17 protein-coding genes are annotated in these 20,987 nt (G+C 73.4%); 3 read left to right on the forward strand and 14 right to left on the reverse strand.

What is annotated here, in order from left to right:
- Positions 1 to 47: 47 nt before the first annotated feature.
- From HUN58_RS07140 to HUN58_RS07160, 5 genes are read right to left on the reverse strand one after another with little or no spacing between them, the layout of a single operon-like run.
- Complete coding sequence (locus HUN58_RS07140; RefSeq protein WP_208745448.1) at positions 48 to 1,718, reverse strand: inositol monophosphatase family protein; 1,671 nt, start codon at positions 1,716 to 1,718, stop codon at positions 48 to 50.
- The gene (locus tag HUN58_RS07145) at positions 1,715 to 2,830 is read right to left on the reverse strand and encodes an ABC transporter ATP-binding protein (RefSeq protein ID WP_141860646.1); all 1,116 of its coding nucleotides are present in this window, start codon (positions 2,828 to 2,830) and stop codon (positions 1,715 to 1,717) included. Before HUN58_RS07145 ends, HUN58_RS07140 begins: the two co-directional genes overlap by 4 nt.
- Positions 2,827 to 3,657 (reverse strand): ABC transporter permease, encoded by an 831-nt coding sequence (locus HUN58_RS07150; protein ID WP_114849005.1) that lies wholly within the window; start codon positions 3,655 to 3,657, stop codon positions 2,827 to 2,829. The genes HUN58_RS07145 and HUN58_RS07150 overlap by 4 nt, the downstream gene beginning before the upstream one ends.
- Entirely contained in the window at positions 3,654 to 4,703 is a 1,050-nt protein-coding gene (locus tag HUN58_RS07155; RefSeq protein ID WP_254631638.1) for an ABC transporter permease, read from the reverse strand. Before HUN58_RS07155 ends, HUN58_RS07150 begins: the two co-directional genes overlap by 4 nt.
- The gene (locus HUN58_RS07160; RefSeq protein WP_229666742.1) at positions 4,700 to 5,875 is read right to left on the reverse strand and encodes an extracellular solute-binding protein; all 1,176 of its coding nucleotides are present in this window, start codon (positions 5,873 to 5,875) and stop codon (positions 4,700 to 4,702) included. The genes HUN58_RS07155 and HUN58_RS07160 overlap by 4 nt, the downstream gene beginning before the upstream one ends.
- Before the next feature lie 243 nt (positions 5,876 to 6,118).
- Between HUN58_RS07160 and HUN58_RS07165 the strand changes: the two genes are divergently transcribed.
- Together HUN58_RS07165 and HUN58_RS07170 are read left to right on the forward strand one after the other, a co-directional pair.
- Positions 6,119 to 6,538 (forward strand): DUF3054 domain-containing protein, encoded by a 420-nt coding sequence (locus tag HUN58_RS07165; protein WP_114849003.1) that lies wholly within the window; start codon positions 6,119 to 6,121, stop codon positions 6,536 to 6,538.
- Positions 6,539 to 6,600: 62 nt separating this feature from the next.
- Complete coding sequence (locus tag HUN58_RS07170) at positions 6,601 to 7,578, forward strand: LacI family DNA-binding transcriptional regulator (protein WP_254631639.1); 978 nt, start codon at positions 6,601 to 6,603, stop codon at positions 7,576 to 7,578.
- A 25-nt stretch (positions 7,579 to 7,603) separates the two neighbouring features.
- Here HUN58_RS07170 and HUN58_RS07175 read toward each other — a convergent pair whose 3' ends face one another.
- Positions 7,604 to 8,254 carry a spermidine/putrescine ABC transporter substrate-binding protein gene (locus HUN58_RS07175; protein ID WP_208745451.1) on the reverse strand — a complete coding sequence of 217 codons (651 nt, stop codon included), beginning with the start codon at positions 8,252 to 8,254 and terminating at the stop codon, positions 7,604 to 7,606.
- 488 nt (positions 8,255 to 8,742) lie between these two features.
- Complete coding sequence (locus HUN58_RS07180; protein ID WP_229666746.1) at positions 8,743 to 9,687, reverse strand: DUF3097 domain-containing protein; 945 nt, start codon at positions 9,685 to 9,687, stop codon at positions 8,743 to 8,745.
- Between the two features lie 94 nt (positions 9,688 to 9,781).
- Here HUN58_RS07180 and HUN58_RS07185 point away from each other — a divergent pair, with 94 nt between their 5' ends.
- On the forward strand, positions 9,782 to 10,834 hold the full coding sequence (locus tag HUN58_RS07185) for a zinc-dependent alcohol dehydrogenase family protein (protein WP_114848999.1): 1,053 nt from the start codon (positions 9,782 to 9,784) through the stop codon (positions 10,832 to 10,834).
- A gap of 49 nt (positions 10,835 to 10,883) precedes the next feature.
- On the opposite strand, the gene HUN58_RS07190 is transcribed toward HUN58_RS07185, so the two are convergent.
- The 7 genes from HUN58_RS07190 to HUN58_RS07220 all read right to left on the reverse strand — a co-directional run bounded on the left by HUN58_RS07190 (position 10,884) and on the right by HUN58_RS07220 (position 20,976).
- On the reverse strand, positions 10,884 to 11,606 hold the full coding sequence (locus HUN58_RS07190; protein ID WP_257222132.1) for a methyltransferase domain-containing protein: 723 nt from the start codon (positions 11,604 to 11,606) through the stop codon (positions 10,884 to 10,886).
- On the reverse strand, positions 11,603 to 12,688 hold the full coding sequence (locus HUN58_RS07195; protein WP_180225548.1) for a type III polyketide synthase: 1,086 nt from the start codon (positions 12,686 to 12,688) through the stop codon (positions 11,603 to 11,605). Before HUN58_RS07195 ends, HUN58_RS07190 begins: the two co-directional genes overlap by 4 nt.
- A gap of 127 nt (positions 12,689 to 12,815) precedes the next feature.
- Positions 12,816 to 14,321, reverse strand: coding sequence for an Asp-tRNA(Asn)/Glu-tRNA(Gln) amidotransferase subunit GatB (gene gatB, locus HUN58_RS07200; protein ID WP_144802323.1), 1,506 nt, complete (start codon positions 14,319 to 14,321; stop codon positions 12,816 to 12,818).
- Positions 14,321 to 15,868 carry an Asp-tRNA(Asn)/Glu-tRNA(Gln) amidotransferase subunit GatA gene (gene gatA, locus HUN58_RS07205; RefSeq protein WP_141860634.1) on the reverse strand — a complete coding sequence of 516 codons (1,548 nt, stop codon included), beginning with the start codon at positions 15,866 to 15,868 and terminating at the stop codon, positions 14,321 to 14,323. The genes gatB and gatA overlap by 1 nt, the downstream gene beginning before the upstream one ends.
- Positions 15,869 to 15,878: 10 nt before the next feature.
- Entirely contained in the window at positions 15,879 to 16,178 is a 300-nt protein-coding gene (gatC, locus tag HUN58_RS07210; protein ID WP_058728900.1) for an Asp-tRNA(Asn)/Glu-tRNA(Gln) amidotransferase subunit GatC, read from the reverse strand.
- An 896-nt stretch (positions 16,179 to 17,074) separates the two neighbouring features.
- Entirely contained in the window at positions 17,075 to 19,465 is a 2,391-nt protein-coding gene (locus tag HUN58_RS07215; protein ID WP_180225549.1) for a transglycosylase domain-containing protein, read from the reverse strand.
- A gap of 176 nt (positions 19,466 to 19,641) precedes the next feature.
- On the reverse strand, positions 19,642 to 20,976 hold the full coding sequence (locus HUN58_RS07220; RefSeq protein ID WP_180225552.1) for an alpha/beta hydrolase: 1,335 nt from the start codon (positions 20,974 to 20,976) through the stop codon (positions 19,642 to 19,644).
- Positions 20,977 to 20,987 lie beyond the last annotated feature (11 nt).

Raw genomic sequence — 20,987 nt, forward strand, 5'->3', positions numbered from 1 at the left:
CCGCTGACTGTACGCACGCACAGAGTCGGCCGAGAGCCCCCGCCCGGTCAGCTCGACGGGCCCCGACCCGCCGCAGATCCCGCGGCGAGCGCCGCCGTCCACACCGCGTGCAGCTCGTCCGCGGCACCCGGGTGGGCGACGAGGAACGGCTCCCCCTCCGGCGGGAACCCGTCGACGGGGCCACCCCGTGTGAGCACGACGCCACCGGCCTCGTGCACGAGCAGCACCGCGGCACCGTGGTCGACCGGCGAGAACGCACCGACGCAGCCCCCGAGGCCCCGACCCGCGGCGACCTGGGCGATCGTCATCGTGCCCGAGCCCTGGACCCGCAGCGTGCACGACCGGTCGGCGAGGGCGTGCAGGAACGCCTCGAAGCCCGGCCACGGCCGGTGACCGTCCAGCTCGGTGCCCACGACGGCTCCGGCGAGGGAGCGCGGGACGTCGTCGAGCCGGAGCGGGCGCTCCCGGAGCACCGCGCCGCGCCCCCGCCGGGCCTCGAGGACCTCGCCGCGCCAGGGGTCGGCGACGACGCCGACGAGCGGACGGCCGCCGCGGACCAGGCACAGCGACATCGCGGTCCACGGCACGCCGTTGACCAGGTTCGTCGTGCCGTCGACGGGGTCCAGGTACCAGCGGTGGCGGTCGCCGGGGGACGCGCCGTACTCCTCGCCCGTGAAGCCGTGCGTCGGGAACGCGCTGCGGACCCGGGAGCGGACGAACTGCTCGACCATCCGGTCGACGTCGGTCACGAGGTCCGCGGCGTGCGCCTTCGTCGTGACCTCGCCGACGGGGTGCTCGCGCGTGAACGCGATCACCTCGTGCGCCAACCGGTGCGCGAGCGCCTGCGCCCGCGAGGCGACCTCGGTCTCGGTCGGCTCGCGGTCCCCGGCGTCCGGCCCGCGGCGCGCGGCGGCCTCGATCGCCGCCCGGACCAGGCCGACGTCGTTCGTGGTGATCGAGTCGACGCCCTGCGCGGCGGCCCAGGCGGCCGGCTCGGCCTCGTCGACGGTCCACACCGAGACCTGCAGGCCGAGGGCGTGCGCCGTGGTGACGGTGTCGGGCGTCAGGAACGCGAGCTCCAGGTTCAGCGTGGAGGGTGCGAGCTCGTCGAGGTCCTCGGGCGTGGGCGGCAGCAGCGACTCCCACACCAACCAGACGTCGGCGTCCGGGAGCACCGAGCGCACCGCGACCATCGCCGGCACCGAGCCGCACCAGGCGACGGGGACCGCCCCACCGTGCCCGGCGACCGTGCGGGCGGCGACGACGGCGTCCTCCGGGTCGGTCAGGTCGACGAGCAGCGTGGTGGACTCGCCGTCCAGTCGTTCGAGCACGGCATCGAGCCGCGGGATGCGGTCGATCCCGTTGCCGAGCCGGGCGACGTCGCACCAGTCGACGTCCGCGACCCGGCGGGCGTCGCCCCACATCCGGCCGAGGGTCTCGTCGTGCAGCAGGACCGCGACGCCGTCCGCCGTGCGTCGGACGTCGACCTCGATCGTCTCCGCGCCGAGCGCCGCCGCGACGGCGACCGCCGGCAGCGTGTTCTCGCGCCGGACCCGCGGCGCACCGCGGTGGGCGACGAGGCGTGGCGGACGGGCACCGTGCCTCCCGGCCGTGCCGGGGGGTGCCACCGCTACGGACCCGGCGGACCCGACCACGACGTCCGACGCGGCAGACGGGACCGACCCGACCACGTCGGCCGCACGCTGCGCGGCGGTCACCGGACCACCTCGGCGAGCAGGCCGTCACGGTAGACCAGGACCTCGCCCAACCGCACGCCGGTCTCGCTCCCGACCGCGGGTGGCGGCCCCGTCACGTACGCCCGGAGCTCGGCGTCGTCCGCGGCGAGCACGACCTCGGCGAAGTGCCCGCGCGCCAGGACACGGGCGACGGTCGCGCGGAGCGGCGAGTCCTCGCAGAGCGTCACCTGCTCCGGTCGGACGAGCACCGTGTCGTCCGCGCCGACGGTCGCGGGCGTCCCGGTCAGGAACCGACCCGCCACCGTGCTCGCGGACCCGATGAAGCCGGCGACGAACAGCGTGGCCGGCCGGGCGTAGAGCGCCGCGGGCGTCGCGATCTGCTCGATCCGCCCGTCGTGCATGACCGCGATCCGGTCCGAGATGCTCAGCGCCTCGTCCTGGTCGTGCGTGACGATCACGGTCGTGATGCCGAGGCGCTGCTGGATGCGCCGGATCTCGTCACGGACGCCGACGCGGAGCTTCGCGTCGAGGTTCGACAGCGGCTCGTCGAGGAGCAGCACGTCCGGCTCCTGCACGACCGCGCGCGCGAGCGCGACGCGCTGCTGCTCGCCACCCGAGATCGCGGTCGGCTTCGAGGTCGCGTGGTGTGTCAGCCCCACGAGCTCGAGCGCGGCGCGCACCCGCTCCGCCGTCTGTGCCTTCGGCACGCGACGGGTGCGGAGCGGGAACGCCACGTTCTGCGCGACCGTCATGTGCGGCCAGAGCGCGTAGTTCTGGAACACCATCGCGCTCGGCCGGCGCTCCGGCCCGAGGGTCGTCACGTCCCGGTCGCCCATGGTCACCACGCCGGCGTCGGCCGTCAGGAACCCCGCCACCATCCGGAGCGTGGTCGTCTTGCCGCATCCGGAGGGCCCGAGCAGCGAGACGAGCTCGCCCGGTGCGACGTCGAGGTCGATGCCGGCGACGACGTCGCGCCCGCCGAGGGTCTTCCGCAGACCGTGTACCGACAGTCCGGTGGACGCGCTGCGGTCCTCCGCTGGGTCGGGAGAACCGGCCGGGAGGCGCGTGGCGCGGTCCGTGAGCAAGGGTGCGTCCGTCATCTGGTCGCCCTTCTGGGTGGTCGTGTCGGTCATCGGATCTGGAAGCCGTCCGCCAGACGGCCGCCCATGATGTGCTTCCGCGCCAGGGTCATGAGCAGGACGGAGGGGATGCTCAGCGCGATCGCGAACACCGCCGAGACCTGTCGCGGGGAGTTCAGGACGAGCGAGTACATCTCGGTCGGCATGGTCATGTAGGTCGGGGCGCCGACGAGGTACGTGCCCTGGGCCTCGTCGAACGAGGCGAGGAACGACATCACGACGGCGACCAGGATCCCCGGCCACGCGATCGGCAGCGTGACCGTCAGGAACGTGCGCCAGCGACCGGCGCCGGCGTCACGCGCGGCCTCCTCGAGGGAGCGCGGGACGGCGGAGAACGCGGCGGCGGGCAGCCAGGTCATGAACACCACGCAGCCGAGGACGTGCACGATGAGGATCCCCGCGACGGTGTTCATCAGGTCGAGCGCGGTGAACATCGCGGACATCGTCACGAACAGGCCCATCTTCGGGAACGCGTTCGTCGCGAACAGCCCGACGAGCACCACCCGCCGGCCCGGGAAGTCGATCCGGCTGATCGCCCACGCCGCCGGCAGGCACACCACGGCCGCGATGGCCACCGTGAGCGGGGCGAGCACGAGCGAGTTCTGCACCGCGACGCCGAGCCCGGGGTCGTCGAACACGGTGGTCCACCAGTGCAGCGTCCACCCGTCCGGCAGCAGGTTCGGGTACGTCCAGCTCGTCGCGAACGCGCGGGCCGCGAGCCACAGGAGCGGGCCGGCGATGAACACCGCCAGCACGGCCGCGGTGGCCCACACGAGCGCGGTCCCCGTGGCGCGCCGGATCGTCCCGCCGTGCTGCGTCATCGTGCCGTTCCCTTCGTCGCGAGCTCCCGTGCGTTCGCCCGCACGGTGGAGCGGATGTAGAAGACGCTCGCCGCGGCGGCGAAGGCGAACACGACGAACGCCATCGCGGTGGACTGCTGCGGGCGGTTGTAGGCCTGGAAGTACTTCGCGATGTCGACGCCGAGCATCGACGGGGCGTTCGGGCCGGTGAAGTACGGCACCGTGAACGACCCGAGGACCCCGATCACGGTGAAGGTCGTCGCGATCACGAGCGGGGTCGCGGCCATCGGCAGGAGCACCCGCCAGACCACCCGCCACGTCCCCGCGCCGGCGTCCCGGGCCGCGTCCACGAGCGCGTCGGGCACGCCCTGCAGCGCACCCGCGATCATGAGCACCGCGAACGGCAGGCTCGTCCAGACGCTGCCGAAGACGACCGCCACCAGCGTGTATCCCCACACGGGCAGGTCGAGGCCGACCTGCGCGCCGAGGCTCCTGACGAACCCCTGGCCGTCCGTGAAGGTCAGCACCGACCAGCTCGCGATGACGACCGGCACGAAGATCGGCACGACCGCCAGGACGCTGAGGGCCGACCCGACCACACCGCCGCGGAGCCGGAGCACGACCGCGACGACGACCGCGAGCGCGACCGTCAGGCCGGTCGACAGCGCGGTCACGCCGAGCGTCGCCACCAGGTCGCGGCGGAAGACGGGGTCGCCGAGCAGCGCGCCGTACACCGCGAACGAGAACCCGTGCACGGTGTCCTGCCCGATGTCGGCGAGCGCCTGGTTGAGGCCGCCGGTGGAGCCGAGCGAGAACAGTCCGGCGTTCACCACGGGGACGCCGACGAAGAGCACGACGACGAGCACCGGGGCGGCGACGAGCGCGAGCCCGGTCCCGGCGGCGCGGCGCCGACGGCGGCGCTCCTCCGGCGACGGACCGGGCTGCGGGCGCGAGGGCCGAGACGGACCGGTGCGGCCGGTCAGTGCCGGCGACGGAGCCGGCGACGGGGCGGGCGGGAGGCCCGTGGCGGAGTCGCCACGGGCCTCCCGGTCGGTCACCTGCGTCACTGCGGGACCTTCGCGTCCCACGCCGCGTTCATGTCGGCGGCGAACTGGCTCTGGAAGCCGAGGCGGAGGGTCGACGGGTCGGCGTCGGCGAACTGCTGGGCGACCGACTTCGGGAGCGAGTCGAGCGGGACCACCGGGTAGCCGGAGACGGCGCTCGCGACGAGCTGCTGCCCCTTCGACGACAGGACGAAGTCGGCGAGTTCCTCCGCGGCCTGCTTCTTCGCCTCCGGCTCGGTCTTCGGGATGCCGAGGAAGCTCGCGCTCCCGGTGAACGACGGGTCGGAGATCTGCGTGAAGGCGACGTCCTTGCCGATCGTGCCGGCCTTCTGCGCGGTGATGAACTGGTCGCTCCAGACCGGGGCCATGGCGATCTGCCCGGAGCCGAGGAGCTGCAGGACCTGGTCGTTGCCGTTCGGGTACACGCCCTTCTGGTACATCGACGGGCCCAGGTCCTTGAGGGTCTGGAATCCCTCGTCCCACTTCGACTCGAGCGACTTGTCGTACGAGGTCTGCATCGACGCCTGCTCCGACCCCGACAGGTACTTCGCGAGCACCGTCATGACGAACGCGCCGCCCGAGCCGCCCGACGCCGGGGAGTTGTACGCGAACTCGCCCGGGTGCTGCTTGATCCACGCCAGCAGGTCGTCGAGCGTCTTCGGCGGGTCGGTGACCTTCTTCGTGTCGTAGGCGAGCAGGACGCTCGACGCCCGGTACGGGATCGCGGCGTCGCCACCCTGGCGCTTCGTCGCCTCGGGGACGTTCTTCAGGTTCGGGATCGCGCTGGCGCTGACCGTGGACAGCAGCCCGGCCTTGCCGACGGTGGAGACCCAGCCGGCGTCGACCAGGTCGTACGCGACGGTCTTGTCCGCCTTGACCGCGGTGGTCAGGTTGGCCTGGGTCTGGGCGTCGTGCTGCCCGTGCAGGTCGATGCTCGTCGAGACGTGGACGTTCGGGTGGGCCTTCTCGAACGCGGGGATGAGCGACCCGTCCCAGAGCGCCTGGACGTTGGTGTCGCCGCTGATGAACACGGTGAGGTTCGTGGTGCCGTTGCTCGCGTCGTCGCCCGCGCTCGAGGCGTTCGCGCTCTGGACGCAGCCGGACAGGGCGACGGCTGCGGTGGCGGCGATCGCGATGCCGGCGAGGGACCGGGGGTGCACGGCTCGTGTCTTCACGTCGGGGGTCTCCTGGTTCGTGGGGTCGGGAGGTGCGGTGGGGTGGGGCGCGTGGGACGCGGGTGGGTCTGGGGTGCGGTGCGGTGCGGTGCGGTGACGCGCGGTGCGGGAACGTTCCCGCACGGTGGTCGAGTGTGGCGACCCCGGGTGAACGACGGGTGCCGGAGACGTCGCCACCGGGTGAACTCGACGTACCGGGACGTTCAGGCTCCGGTCCGCTGCGCAGCCTGCGATGATGACGGCATGCACGCACGCACCCGTACCTGGACCGCTGCGGTCGTCGACGTCGTCCTGGTCGTCGCGTTCGCGACCATCGGGCGTTCGTCACACGGCGAGACCACCTCGGCCGCCGGCGTCTGGACGACCGCGTACCCGTTCCTCGCCGGGTGGCTCGTCGGCTTCCTCGTCGTCCGGGCCTGGCGTGCGCCGATGCGGGTGTGGCCCACGGGCGTGGTCGTCTGGGTGGCCACGGTCGTCGTCGGGCTGCTGCTCCGCGTGCTGACCGGTCAGGGGGACGTCTCCGGCGACCCCCTGCCGCTGTCGTTCGTGATCGTGGCGACGATCGTCCTCGCCGTGTTCGTGGTCGGATGGCGCGCCGTCGTGGCCGCGGTCACCGGCGCGCGTCGCTCGCGCCGGACCCGGCACCCCGCGGCGGGCAGGTGAGCGGCGAGGCCGACGGCGACCGGCGACCCCGGGGGCGCGGCGCGCAGCCGACGATCCTCGACGTGGCGGCCCGCGCGGGCGTCTCGAAGTCCGCGGTGTCCCGGGTGCTGTCCGGTACCGGACGGTTCTCCGACGGGACCCGCGAGCGCGTCGAACGTGCTGCGGCCGAGCTCGGGTACGTCGCGAACGCCATGGCGCGGGGGCTCGTCAGCGGCCGCACGCACACCATCGGGATGCTCGTCCGTGACGCCTCGTCGATGGTCTACACCGCGCTGCACGCCGTGATGGAACGGCGGGCCTCCGAGCTCGGCTACCGCGTCGTGACCACCACCGGGGTCGGACGCGTGCAGGACGAGAAGTCCGCACTGGCCGCCCTCGTGTCGATGCGCGTCGACGGGCTCGTGGTCTGCAGCGGCCTCATGCCCGCGGCGGAGATCGCCGAGTTCGCGCCCCGCATCGCGACGGTCGTCGCCGGTCGACCCGAGCTGCACCCGGCGCTGTCGAGCGTGTACTGCGACGAGACGCACGGCGGCGCGACGATCGCGGACGCGGTCGTCGCCGCGGGTCACCGGACCGCGGTCGTGCTCACCGTCCCGGTCGGGGACGCCCTGACCCAGCACGCTCGCACCCACGCGATGGTCGAGCGGCTCCGGGAGCGCGGGGTGCGCGTGGTCGACCTCGACGCGAGCTTCGTCCGACCGGTGTCCGAGCTGGCCGCGGACGTCCAGGACGTCGTGCGCGAGTCCGGTGCCACGGCCGTGATGTGCCCGACCGACCGGCTGATGCTCGAGCTCTGCGACGCGCTGTCCCGCCGCGGGATCCGTGTGCCCGAGGACCTCTCGGTGACCGGGTTCGACGGGGTCTTCCCGCTGGCGAACGACTGGATCGGCTTCACGACCCTCGAGCAGCCCATCGAGCGGATCGGCCGCGAGGCCATCGACCTCGTCGTCGGCCGCATCGACGACCCGTCCCGTCCGGTCGAGCACCGTTCGCTCCGCGGCACCGTCATCCCGGGCCGGACGCTCCGCGCGGTGTCCTGACGATCGCCGCGCTGGTGCTCCACGCTCAGAACAGGCCGTCGCGAGTGGCCTCCGGGCCGTCGAACCCGCGGAACATGTCCGACACGAGCGCCGCGATCTGCGGTTCCACCAGGCGCTCGACGGCCTCGGCGATCCGCGGCCGGTGCTCCACGAGCGCCAGGCACACCGCCGTCCCGGTCGCGCGGGCGCACTCGTCGGACAGCGCGATCTCGTGCCGGAGCGCGGCCTTCGCCTCCTCGGACAGGGGTTCGCGCGGGGCCTGCTCCGCCGCGCCCGTGCCGGTCAGATCGCCGAGGGTGAACAGGAACGGCTCCCCCGCCGAGGGCTCCGGATCGACGTCCAGTCCCTGGAACTCGGGCGACAGTCCCTCGGTCGGCTGGTACCCCGCGTGCCGCTTCCGTGCCGCGGCCCGTTCGAGCTCGCGCTGCAGCAGCGGGAGGTTCTTCGCGGTGTAGTCGTCCACGGCGTCCTCGATGATCGTCGAGATCCGCCCGATCAGTGCGTGCTGCACGGCGTGCGGGACGTCCGGCCCGAAGCCCGCCGCACTCGCGATCGGGGACCCGGTGCACTTCCGGCAGATCCGGGTCCTCGGCCGTGCTGTGCCGATCTGCCACCGCGGCAGCCAGCGGAGCCACACGTCGACGGCGCCGCGTACACGCCCGTCGATGCCGTCCATCCCTCAACAGTAGGCCGCGACACGCCGTTCACCCCGGGACCGCGCGCGAGCGGGCGGAAACGGATCGCTCAGCCGGACAGGTCCCGCCGATTCCGCCCGCTCGCGCACCCGCCCCGGCCCGGCAGCACCCGCCCCCGGCCCGGCACCCGCCTTGGCGAGCGGGCGGGAACGGACCACGCTTGTGGACGCCCGCCGCGGAATCCGCCCCCTCGCGCACGCGCGGACCGGCCCGGCAGCGCCCGACCCGGCGAGCGGGCGGAAACGGACCACCTGTCCGGGCGCGGGCCGCGGATTCCGCCCGCTCGCGCACGCGCGTCCGACGCGGGAGCGCCCCCCGGCGATTGGGCGGAAACGGATGGCTCAGCCGGACGCGACCCTCGGATCCCGCCCGATCGCGTGGGCGAGGCGGGCAGGCGGACAGGCCGCAACCGCCGGGAGGCACGTGGTGCGCCCGCCCCGCATCGGGAGCGCGCGGGTGGCCGGGTGGGTCAGGCCTTCGGCTCGGTGACGAAGTCGATGAGCTCCTCGACGCGTCCGAGCAACTGCGGCTCCAGGTCGGCGAAGGTCCGCACCTGCCCGAGGATCCGCTGCCAGGCACGGGCGACGTCGGCCTGCTCGTCCGCAGGCCAGCCGAGGTGCTGCAGGATCCCCTTCTTCCACTCGATCGAGCGCGGGATCGTCGGCCACTCGGTCAGCCCGAGCCGCGACGGCTTCACCGACTGCCAGACGTCCACGAACGGGTGCCCGACGACCAGGACGTGCGCGCCCCACTTCCCGCGCATCACGGCGTCGGCGAAGCGGGACTCCTTCGACCCGGGGACGAGGTGGTCGACGAGCACGCCGACACGACGGTCACGCGAGGGCCGGAACTCGTCGAGCACCTCGGCGAGGTTGTCGACGCCCTCCAGGTACTCGACCACGACGCCCTCGACGCGGAGGTCGGCGCCCCAGACCTTCTCGACGAGCTCGGCGTCGTGCCTGCCCTCGACCATGATCCGCGACGGGAGCGCCACCCGCGCGCGCTGCTGCTCGACCGCGAACGACCCGGACGCGGTGCGGAGGCGACCACCGTCGGACGCGTGCCGGACGGCGGGCGCTGCCCCGATCCTCCCGGCCGGGACAGCCGCACCACCTGTCGGACCGGCGGCCGGACGCGCACCCCCGGAGCGGCCGACCGGGGCCTGCGGGCGGCCGAGCGTGACGAGTTCGCCCTCGAGCAGGAACTGCCCGGTGAAGGGGAAGGCGCGGGTGCGCCCCTTCCAGTCCTCCAAGGAGACGTTGCCCGCCTCGAGGCCCACGACGGCGCCCGCCCAGCCGGAGTCCGGGTCCTCGAGCACCATGTCGCGCTCGAGCGGCACCTGCCGCACCTTCTTGACGCCCTGCGAGCGCCAGTCGCCCGAGAGCACGTCACTGCCGTACCGGTCGTCGTCCACCCGGGAAGCGTAGTGTCGACGGGTCCCGCAACGGCGCCGGCACCCTGGCGCGTCTCGGCACGCGCCGTGACCACCACCGATCGGAAGGCCCATCGTGCGCGCAACCGTCATCCACGCCCCCCGCGACATCCGCGTCGAGGAGCGTGACGCCCCCACCGTCATCGACCCCACCGACGCCGTCGTCAAGGTCACCGCAGCCTGCGTCTGCGGGTCGGACCTCTGGCCGTACCGTGGTGTCCGCGACACGACGGAACCCCGCGCGATCGGCCACGAGTTCGTCGGTGTCGTCGAGACCCTCGGCGACGCGGTCACCGGCCTGTCCGTCGGCGACTTCGTGATCGCACCGTTCACCACGAACGACGGCACCTGCCAGGCCTGTGCGCACGGCATGACGAGCGGCTGCGACCACGGGTCGACCTTCGGCGTGACGCCCGACGCGTACGGGCACCCGCTCGGCGGCGCGCAGGCCGAGTACGTCCGCGTGCCGGACGCCGCCGCGACGCTCGTCGTCGTGCCGGGTCACGTGGACGACGACCTCGTGCCGTCGCTGCTGACGCTGTCGGACGTCTTCTCGACCGGGCACCACGCGGCCGTCTCCGCCGGGGTCGGGCCGGGCAAGACCGTCGTGGTCGTCGGCGACGGCGCGGTCGGGCTGTCCGCCGTGCTCGCGGCCGCGCGCCTGGGTGCCGAGCGGATCATCGCGATGAGCCGGCACGCCGACCGTCAGGCCCTCGCGCGGGAGTTCGGCGCCACGGACGTCGTCGAGACCCGCGGCGACGAGGGCGTCGCGGCGGTGCGGGAGCTGCTCGGCGGGGACCTCGCGGACTGCGCCCTCGAGGCCGTGGGCACCGCGGAGAGCATGGACCAGGCGCTCCGGGTCGTCCGTCCCGGTGGTGCGGTGGGCTACGTGGGCGTCCCGGCGGGCGACCCCGAGCTGCCGATGCCGTTCCTGTTCGCGAAGAACATCACCGTCGGCGGCGGCATGGCCCCGGCGCGCGCGTACATCCCCGAGCTGCTGCCCGACGTGCTGTCGCGGGCGATCGAGCCGGGCAAGGTGTTCGACCTCGAGCTGCCCCTCGAGCAGGCGGCCGAGGCGTACGCGGCGATGGACGAGCGGCGGGCGATCAAGGTGCTGCTGCGCCCGTAGCGCGCGGCTGGCGGCGCGCGCGGCGCACCCGGCGCGCGCGGGGCTCCCCTCAGGCGTCCCGCACCGCGAGCACCCGGTGCGGCGCCGCCCGCTCCGCCCGCCACCCCGCCGGCAGCACGTCCTGCAGCTCGGGCACGGTGAACGACCGCCGGATGGACCGCAGTCCGTCCACCCGCACGAACGTCCCGGCCGCCACGAGCGGCGACGCCACCGCGTACGCCCGGTAGGCCTGCCGCGACCGCCGGATGTCCGAGTGCAGCACCCGACTCGTCGCGAGCTGCTCCGAGTCCGCCAGGAACGCCGCTCGCGCCGGGTCGTCCAGGTGGTGCAGCACGTGGTTCGACACCACGACGTCGAAGCGCTCCCCCGCGGCCACGAGCTCGCCGCTCGACGCCTGTCGGAACGTCACGCCCCGCGGGGTGGAGCGGCGCGCCGACGCGATCGCCCGCTCGTCGGGGTCGATCCCGACGACCTCGACCGCGAACCCGTCGCTCCCCGCCCAGCGCACGAGCGCCCGGGCCAGGTCGCCCCCGCCGCACCCCAGGTCCAGGATCCGCGCGCGTCCCGATGCGGGCAGCGCCGGCACGACGTGCGTCCGCCACGCCGCGCGCCACCCGCTGACCAGGGCGTTCACGACGGCGAACCGCCGGAAGGTCCGTTCCAGGGCGCGCGGGTCGCAGTCCGGGTCGTCCATCAGTTCGCGCAGGTCCGTCGCCCGGGCGCTCAGGTCCACGGCCTGGAGGCGCGGCTCCACTCCGGCACGTCCGCTCACGCCGGGACCGCCGTCAGTCGGGCGCTCTCCACCGTCAGCCCGGGGCCGAAGGCGACCGCCACGAGCGACGACCCGTCCGGCACACCCTGCTCGAGGGCGTCGCGGAGCACGAACAGCACCGTCGCGCTCGACATGTTGCCGTGGTCGCGGAGCACGTTCCGGCTCGACGCGACCGCCGCGTCCGGCAGCCCGAGCGACTCCTGCGCGCGGTCGACGATCGCCCGGCCACCGGGGTGCACGGCCCACACCGGCACGTCCGACGGGGTCTCGCCCTCGCCGAGCAGCCCCTGCACCGCGGCAGGCACGTGCACGCCGACGAGCTTCGGCACGGCCGTCGACAGGATCATCTCGAAGCCCTCGTCGCCGATGTTCCACGCCATCTCGGAGGCCCCCTCGGGGACCGTGGCGGTGGCGAAGCGCTCGATCCGGAGCCCGGGCCCGCCCTGCGTCACGACGACCGCGGCGGCCCCGTCCCCGAACACGCTGTTCGCGACGATCTGGTCTGGGTCGTCCGAGGCGCGGACGTGCAGCGTGCAGAGCTCCGCGCAGACGACGAGCACGACCGCGTCCGGGTCGGCCTCGGTGAACGCGGCGGCGATGCGGAGCGCCGGGAAGGCCGCGCAGCACCCCATGAAGCCGATGTGGTGCCGGAAGACCCCGGCGGGCAGTCCGAGCTGCGCGACGACGTCGATGTCCGGCCCGGGCTGGGTGAACCCCGTGCAGGACACCGTGACGAGGTGCGTCACCCGTGCGGGCTCGATCCCCGCGCGCTCGACGGCGTCCCGGGCTGCGTCGACGAACAGGGCCGGGGCGAGGTCCCGGTAGCGGTCGTTCCGCGTGCCCGTGGACGGCGAGACGAGTGCGCCGTCGTCCTGCCGGAAGGTGCCGCCGGGCCGCGCGCTGTCGAGTTCCTCGAGGACCGTGTGCCGGTGTGCGACGTCGGACCCGTCGAAGGCGGCCGGCACGAGTCGGCGGCCGAGCCTGCCGAGGTCGGGCTGGCCGGCGAACAGGTCCCGCACCGCCGCCTGGTCGAGGGTGGTGGTGGGGACGGCGGTCCCGACGGCGCGGATCGTTGCGGTCACGACCCATCCTGTCACCGGGTCGCTGACGCGTCCCCAGGATCGGTGACCGCACCGCAGACGGGCCGCGAGACGGACTGGGGGCACGTGGCGGACCCGCCACGTGCCTCCAGTCCGTCTGCTGGTCGCGCTACGACTGCTGCGCGCGCTCCAGGACCAGCTCGCGGACCCGGGCCGCGTCGGCCTGGCCCTTCATGGCCTTCATGACCGCGCCGATGATCGCGCCCGCGGCCTGGACCTTGCCGTCCTGGATCTTGGCGAGCACGTCCGGCTGGGCCGCGAGGGCCTCGTCGACGGCGGCGGTCAGGGCGGAGTCGTCGGAGACGACCTTGAGCCCACGCGACTCGACCACCTGGGCGGGCGAGCCCTCGCCGGCGATGACGCCCTCGAGCACCTGGCGTGCCAGGCGGTCGGTCAGGTCCCCGGACTCGACGAGCGCGATCGTCTCGGCGACGTGCTGCGGCGACACGAGGTCACCCGCGGCGGTCTCCTGCGCGTTCGCGACACGGCTGATCTCGCCCGTCCACCACTTGCGGGCGGCCTGCGGCGACGCACCCGCGGCGACGGTGGCCTCGACCTCGTCCAGCAGGCCGCCGTTCACGACGTCCTGGAACTCGAGGTCACTGAAGCCCCACTCGCCCTTGAGGCGACGACGACGCGCGACGGGGGCCTCCGGCAGGGACGCGCGGAGTTCCTCGACGACGGCGGGGTCCGGCACGACCGGGAGCAGGTCGGGCTCCGGGAAGTAGCGGTAGTCGTCGGCGTCGGACTTCGGTCGGCCGGCCGAGGTGCGGCCGGTGTCCTCATGCCAGTGCCGGGTCTCCTGCGTGATCGTGCCGCCGGCGGCGAGGATCGCGGCCTGCCGTTGGATCTCGTAGCGGATCGCGCGCTCGACGGCGCGGAACGAGTTGACGTTCTTCGTCTCGGTGCGGGTGCCGAGCTTCTCCTGGCCCCACGGGCGCAGCGAGATGTTCGCGTCGCAGCGCAGGTTGCCGCGCTCCATGCGGGCCTCGGAGACGCCGAGCGCACGGACGAGGTCACGGATGACCTGCACGTAGGCGGCACCGAGCTCGGGGGCGCGGTCCTTCGCGCCGAAGATCGGCTTCGTGACGATCTCGACGAGCGGGACCCCGGCGCGGTTGTAGTCGACGAGCGAGTACTCGGCGCCCTGGATGCGACCGGTGGCACCGCCGACGTGGGTCAGCTTGCCGGCGTCCTCCTCCATGTGGGCGCGCTCGATCGGGACGTTGAAGATCGTGCCGTCGGCCAGTTCGACCTCGACCTCGCCCTCGAACGCGATCGGCTCGTCGTACTGCGAGATCTGGTAGTTCTTCGGGTTGTCCGGGTAGTAGTAGTTCTTCCGGGCGAACCGCGAGGACTCGGCGATCGAGCAGCCGAGCGCGAGCCCGAGCTGGATCGAGTAGCGCACGGCCTGCTCGTTCACGACCGGCAGCGACCCCGGGAGCCCGAGGTCGACCGGCGTCACGTTCGTGTTCGGCTCGCCACCAAAGAAGTTCGGGGCGTCCGAGAACATCTTCGTCTTCGTCGCGAGCTCGACGTGGACCTCGAAGCCGAGCACCGGCTCGAAGCGCTCGAGCGCCTCGTCGAAGTCCATCAGCGCGTCCTTCTGCGCCATCAGATCACACCTTCCTGCGCAGCGGACTGCTGGTACGGGTCGAGGTCCGGGATGCTGTCGATGAGCGGGTGGCCCCACTGCTGCTCGAGCAGGCGCTCGAGGGCGGCGCCGTAGCGGTACAGGCGGGCGTCCTCGCGCTGCGGGGCCATCAGCTGCACGCCGGTCGGCAGCGAGTCCTCGGGCGCAAGGCCGTTCGGGATGCTCATGCCGGGCACGCCGGCGAGGTTCGCCGGGATCGTCGTGAGGTCGTTGAGGTACATCGACAGCGGGTCGTCGAGCCGCTCCCCCAGGGGGAAGGCGGTCGTCGGGGCCGACGGGCTGATGAGCAGGTCGACCTGCTCGAACGCGGCCGCGAAGTCGCGCTGCACCAGGGTGCGGACCTTCTGCGCGGAGCCGTAGTACGCGTCGTAGTAGCCCGCGCTCAGGGCGTACGTGCCGAGGATGATGCGGCGCTTGACCTCCGGGCCGAAGCCGGCCTCGCGCGTGGCGGCCATGACGTCCTCGACGGTCGCGCCGTTCTCGGGCGTGACGCGCAGGCCGAAGCGCACGGAGTCGAACTTCGCGAGGTTCGACGACGCCTCGGCCGGCAGGATCAGGTAGTAGGCGCTGATCGCGTACGCGAAGCTCGGGGCGTCGACCTCGACGACCTGGGCACCGGCGGTCTCGAGGATCGCCACGGTCTCCTGGAAGCGCTGGGTGACGCCGGCCTGGAAGCCCTCGCCACCGGCGAGCTCCTTCACGACGCCGACCTTGAGCCCGCGGAGCGTGTCCGCCTGCAGGCCCTCGCGCGCGGCGGCGGCCATCGACGGCCAGGCGTCCGGGATGGACGTGGAGTCCTTCGGGTCGTGTCCGCCGATGACGTCGTGCAGGAGCGCGGCGTCGAGGACCGTCCGCGACACCGGGCCGATCTGGTCGAGGCTCGACGCCAGCGCGATCGCGCCGTAGCGGCTGACCCCGCCGTACGTCGGCTTCACGCCAACCGTGCCCGTGACGGCGCCCGGCTGACGGATCGACCCGCCGGTGTCGGAGCCCAGGGCGAACGGTGCCTCGTGCGCGGCGACCGCGGCGGCCGAACCACCGCCGGACCCGCCGGGGATCCGGTCGAGGTCCCACGGGTTGTGTGTCGGACCGTAGGCAGAGAACTCGGTGGTCGAGCCCATCGCGAACTCGTCCATGTTCGTCTTGCCGAGCGGCACGAGGCCGGCGGCGCGGAGCTTGGCGACCGGGGTGGCGTCGTAGGGCGGCCGCCAGCCCTCGAGGATCTTCGAACCCGAGGTCGTCGGCATGTCCTGCGTGCACAGGACGTCCTTGATCGCGATCGGCACGCCCGCGAGGGCACCGAGGTCGTCCCCGGCCGCTCGGCGCGAGTCGATCGACTTCGCGACGGCGAGGGCGTTCTCGTTGACGTGCAGGAACGCGTGGACGTCCCCGTCGACGGCCGCGATGCGGTCGAGGTGGGCCTGGGTGGCCTCGACGCTCGAGACGTCGCGCGCCACGAGGGCGTCGGCGAGCGCCGCGGCGCTGAGCTTGGTGATGTCGTCGGTCATCTTCTGTCGCCTACTGTTCTTCGCCGAGGATCGCCGTCACCCGGAACCGTTCGCCGTCGGAGTCGGGGGCACCGGACAGCGCCTGCTCCTGGGTCAGCGTCTGCCCCACCACGTCGGGTCGGGTGACGTTGCCGAGCGGCACGGGGTGGCTCGTCGCGGGGACGTCGTCGGTCGCGACCTCGGCGACCTTGGCGACGCTCTCGACGATGTGCGACAGCTCCCCGGTCAGCTTCTCGATCTCGTCGGGCGTGAGTGCGATGCGGGCGAGGTTCGCCAGGTGCGCGACCTGCTCGCTCGTGATGTCAGGCATGGTGCTCCGTCGATCGGTTCGTGGGATGCGCACCAGTCTATTGGCCGGTCCCGACGCGCGGGTCCCGCTCCGGTTCCGGGCCCGTTCCCACCCCGCCCCGGTTCCCGTTCCCGTTCCCGTTCCGCGAGCGGGCGGTATCCGCGACCACCCCGCCAGGTGAAGGGCCGTTTCCGCCCGCTCGCCGCCTCCCGTCCACACGGATCCCGCCGCCCGCGGTCGCGACGCCACCCCGCCACCGCGAGCGGGCGGTATCCGCGACCACCCCGCCAGGTGAAGGGCCGTTTCCGCCCGCTCGCCGCCTCCCATCCGCACGAACCGCGTCCCCGCGGTCCCAACCCCGCTCCGCCACCGCGAGCGGGCGGTATCCGCGACCACCTCGCCAGGCGACGCGCCCTTTCCGCCCGCTCGCCGCCTCCCGTCCGCACGGACCCCGCCGCCCGCGGTCGCGACGCCGCCCCGCCACCGCGAGCGGGCGGTATCCGCGACCACCCCGCCAGGCGACGCGCCCTTTCCGCCCGCTCGCCGCCTCGCTACACGCGAGTGGGCGCTTCCCGCTCGCCGCCCGGAGCGCGCACCGCACGGAACGCTCGCTCGCGGTCGCGAGCATCGCCCCGTCACGGCCTGGAGGCACGGCCCCGGTCCGCCGCGCGGGCCCGGTCCCGCGGCGCGCAGCCGACCCCGGAACCCGAGCGGGCGGAATCGTCGCGCCACTCCCGCGGGACACCGCGTACTTCGCCCGCTCGCCGCCACGTGCCCCGCGCCACACACAGCCGCACCGCACGCCACGCGCCGCCGCACCGCGCGCCGCGCCCCGCACGCCGCACGCCGCACGCGGCCTGCGCACACAGCGGAGGCGCGGCGCCGACCCACCGAGCCGGCACCGCGCCTCCTGTCCGCTACTTGCCGGAACCCGAGCCGGGCCCGGTCGTCCCGCCCTTCCCGGATCCGCCGCCGGACGCACCGCCGCCCGTCGAACCAGACCCAGAACCAGAACCAGACCCGGCCGCAGCACCAGCACCAGCACCACCAGCAGCCGGAGCAGCTGGCGTGGACGGCGCGGACGGCGTCGAACCGGCGCCCTGCCCGGACGAGGCCGAACCCGCAGCCGAACCCGCAGTCGAGTCACCGGACGAGGACGGCGACGGCGCCTTCGCCACCGAACCGATCATGGCCGGGTCCGGCGCCGGCAGCGCCCCGCCCGACAGCGTCTGGTCGAGGTACGTCAGCATCGAGCGGCCGACCCCGAACTTCGCGCTGTACCCGGTCGTCCCGTGCGGGAACGGCACGTTCGCGAGCCCGACGTTCCCCTGCACGTTCCCGATCCAGGTCGCGTTCGTGTACTTCGTCGTCGAGGTGACGAGCCAGTTCTGCACGTCACCGTCGGTGGTGCCGGTCTTCGCGAACTTCGGCACGGAGTCGCCCGGGTTCGCCGTGGCCGCGGTCCCGGCGCCGGTCAGGACCCCCTGCAGGGCGTAGTCGACGGTGCCGGCGACCTCCTGCGAGACACCCCGCGTGCAGGACGAGGGCGACGGGGTGATGCTCGTGCCGTCGGCCTCCTTGACGGAGTCGATCACGGTCGGGGTGCAGACGATGCCGCCGTTCGCGAAGCCCGCGTAGGCCTCCGCCAGGTCGATGGGCGACAGGTTGTTCGTCCCGAGCACCGACGCCGGGTTGGAGTCCGGCGCGGACCCGTCCGCCTGGTGGATGCCCATCGCCTGCGCGGTCTCCTTGATCTTGCAGAGGTCGAGCTGCTTCGCCATCGCGCCGAACGCGGTATTGATCGACTCCGACGTCGCCGCCTGCACGGTCATCGACGCGGGCACGCTCTCGGCGTTCGCGACCTTCCACGGGGCACCACCCAGTCGCACGCACGAGTTCGTGAACTCGGACTGCGCGAAGGTGTGCTCGGTCGTGTTGACGGACTCGGACAGGGTGTGCCCGGACGCGAGCCACTCCGCCAGGGTGAACACCTTGTACGTGGAACCGGTCTGAAAGCCGCCGGAGTTGCCGTACGCGGTGTCCGCGTTGTAGTTGATCGCGGTCGCGCCGGCACCGCCGTTGTCGCTCTGCGTGTAGCTCGTGTTCTGCACCATCGACAGCACGCGACCGGTGCCCGGCTCGACGGTGACGTTGGTCCCGCCGACGTCGACGCCGTCCATGGTGGCCGGGACGTAGGACGACAGCGCCGACTGTGCCTGGGCCTGCAGGTCGAGGTCGAGCGAGGTGTGGATCTCGAGCCCCTTCGTGTCGAGCGTCTCGATCCGGTCCGCCGCGGTCTTGCCGAACGCGGGGTCCTGCAGCACCTGGTTCCGCACGTAGTCGCAGAAGTACCCGGCGTCGTACGTGCTCGCCGCGGCGGAGCAGCCGTTGGCGGTGTCGGTGATCTTCGGCGTGATCGGGGTGGCCTTCGCCTGGTCGAGCTGCGCCTTCGAGATGTCGTGGTGCACGTACATGCGCTGCAGCACGTAGTCGCGGCGGTCCTTCGTCAGGGCGTAGCCGTTCGCCTGCCCGTTGTCCTTGTCGTTCGGCTGGTCGATGCGCAGGTTCGACGGGTTGTTCAGGATCGCCACGAGCGTCGCGGACTGCGGGAGCGACAGGTCCTTCGCGTGCACGCCGAAGTAGTACTCGGCCCCGGCCTCGGCGCCGTAGACCCGTCCGCCGAGCCCGACCAGGTTGAGGTACCCGGTGAGGATCTGGTCCTTCGAGTACTTCTTGTCGACGGCGATCGCGTACCGCATCTCCTGGAGCTTGCGCTGGGGGGTGACCCCGGCGGCGTCCTGGTAGCAGGCGGCGATCTTCTTCTGCGTGTCGGCTGCGTCCTTGCCGGTCAGTTCCTCGCACTGCTGCACGAGCACGTTCTTGACGTACTGCTGCGTGATGCTCGACCCGCCCTGCACGTCGCCGCCGACGACGGTCGCCGCGACGCCGCGGATGGTGCCGAGGACGTCGATGCCGCCCTCCTGCCGGAAGCGCGGGTCCTCGGTGTCGATGGCGGCCTGCTTGAGCGTGTCCGCCATCGCGTTCGAGGTGACGTCGGTCCGGTTCTCGCTGTAGAAGGACGCGATCTTGACCTGCTGGCCGCCCTGCGTCGCGTAGACGGAGGACACCTGCTGCGGGGCCTGGATGTCGAGGTAGCTCGGCAGGTCCTCGAAGAACGCCACCGCGCCGGAGGTGCCCTCGCCGGCGACGGCGACCGCCGGCGTCACCGCGACCGCGACGAGCATCCCGGCCAGGCCGGAGATCGCCACGAACGACAAGAGGGCACCGGGCCACCGCAACGCACGCATGGCGGAACCGTACGGGCGTGGTCTGGGGTGGTTCTGCCGTGGAACCGTCGGTGGCTGCACCGGCCCACAGGAACCCCTTCAGGAAGCACGTGGGCCGGCCTGGAGGATCGTGGCACGTCGGTCCGTCGGCCGCGGCCCGCCTCGCCACGGCCCCGGCAGGCGGTCGGGCGGTGCGGTCAGTCCCGCGGCTGCAGGTCCTGGGGGCGCACCAGGTACATGTCGGGCAGGGGCTGGGTCGAGCCGTCACCGCCCGGTCCGCCGCCGCCCTGGTGCCGGACGAGGTCGCCGCGGCCGACCGCGATGAGCGCAACGTCGTGCAGCGAGGCCGTCCCGGGCTTGAGGTAGTCGTTGTGCCCGACCGGCCGACGGAACGTGCCCTCGCCCTGCGCCGCGAGGTCGTCCGACAGGTCGAGCAGCGTCGAGCCGAACCCTGCCGAACCCGGGTCGGTACCGAAGTACCCGGTGCCCGCGATCGGGTCGTCGTGCGCGTCACCGACGAACACCTGCCCGTGGCGGACGGCGAGCTGCGCCGCGGAACGGACGTCGCTGCCGGGCGAGCCGAGGACCGTGAGCGTGTCCGCCTGCATCCGCCCGGAGGCCAGGGCCATCATCGCCGTGGTCGACCCGTACGAGTGCGCGACGACGTTGAGCCGCGGCCTCTCCCCCGTCCCGCGCACGGCGTCGAGCCCGTCGACCAGTCGTTCGAGCCGCCCGGCGCCGGTCTTCGCGAGGTCGAGCGACAGGATGTTCGACAGGTCCGGCGTCTCGTAGCCCATCCACGCCAGGACGGCCTCGCCCGTGCCGCTGCCGTGCCGGGTGTCCGGCCGGGCCAGTCCGGCGACCGCGGTCTGCTCCCGGTACACGTCGCCGGCGGTGTCCGTGAAGTCGTGCATCTGGCCGCCGACGGTGAAGAACATCCCGGGGACGACGACCGTGACGTCCGCCGCGGTCCCGAGGTCGCCGACCGCGATCGCCGCGCGGCCCGTCCCCCGGGTGTCGAGCACGACGAGCGACCGGTACGGCGTCCCCGCGGGGTGCTCGAGGGAGTCCCGCACCTGGTCGAGCATCGCGCGCTCGGCCGCCGTGGTGCCGGGGTCGGCGAGGTCGACCCCGAGGGCGACCCTGTTCGCCCGGTCCCGGACGTCGTAGGGGACCCCGTCGAGGTTCCCGACGACCGAGGGGGCGAGGGCCACGAGTCGGGCCTTCGTGGTGTCGTCGAGCGCGGACCACCACGCGGCCACGTCGGCCGCCGCCGGCGGGGTGTCCTGCGCGGTGGCGAGCACGCGGTCGTCGTGCCCGGCGGCCGCGAGCGTGTCCCGGTCGACGGTAGCGAGGTCGGCGAGGAAGTCCGTGCCCCGCGTGGTGCCGAGCAGTCCGTCCGCGGCGCGCGCCGGAGCGGCAGCGACGACACCGTGTGCCACCGACTGCGCCGCGGTGGGCACCCCAGGGGCCTCGATCACTCCGAGCGAGTGCATCGAGGCGGTGAGCAGGGCCGCGGCGATGAGCAGCAATGGTCTCCCCC

It is taken from the genome of Curtobacterium sp. Csp1 (genome assembly GCF_013347185.1).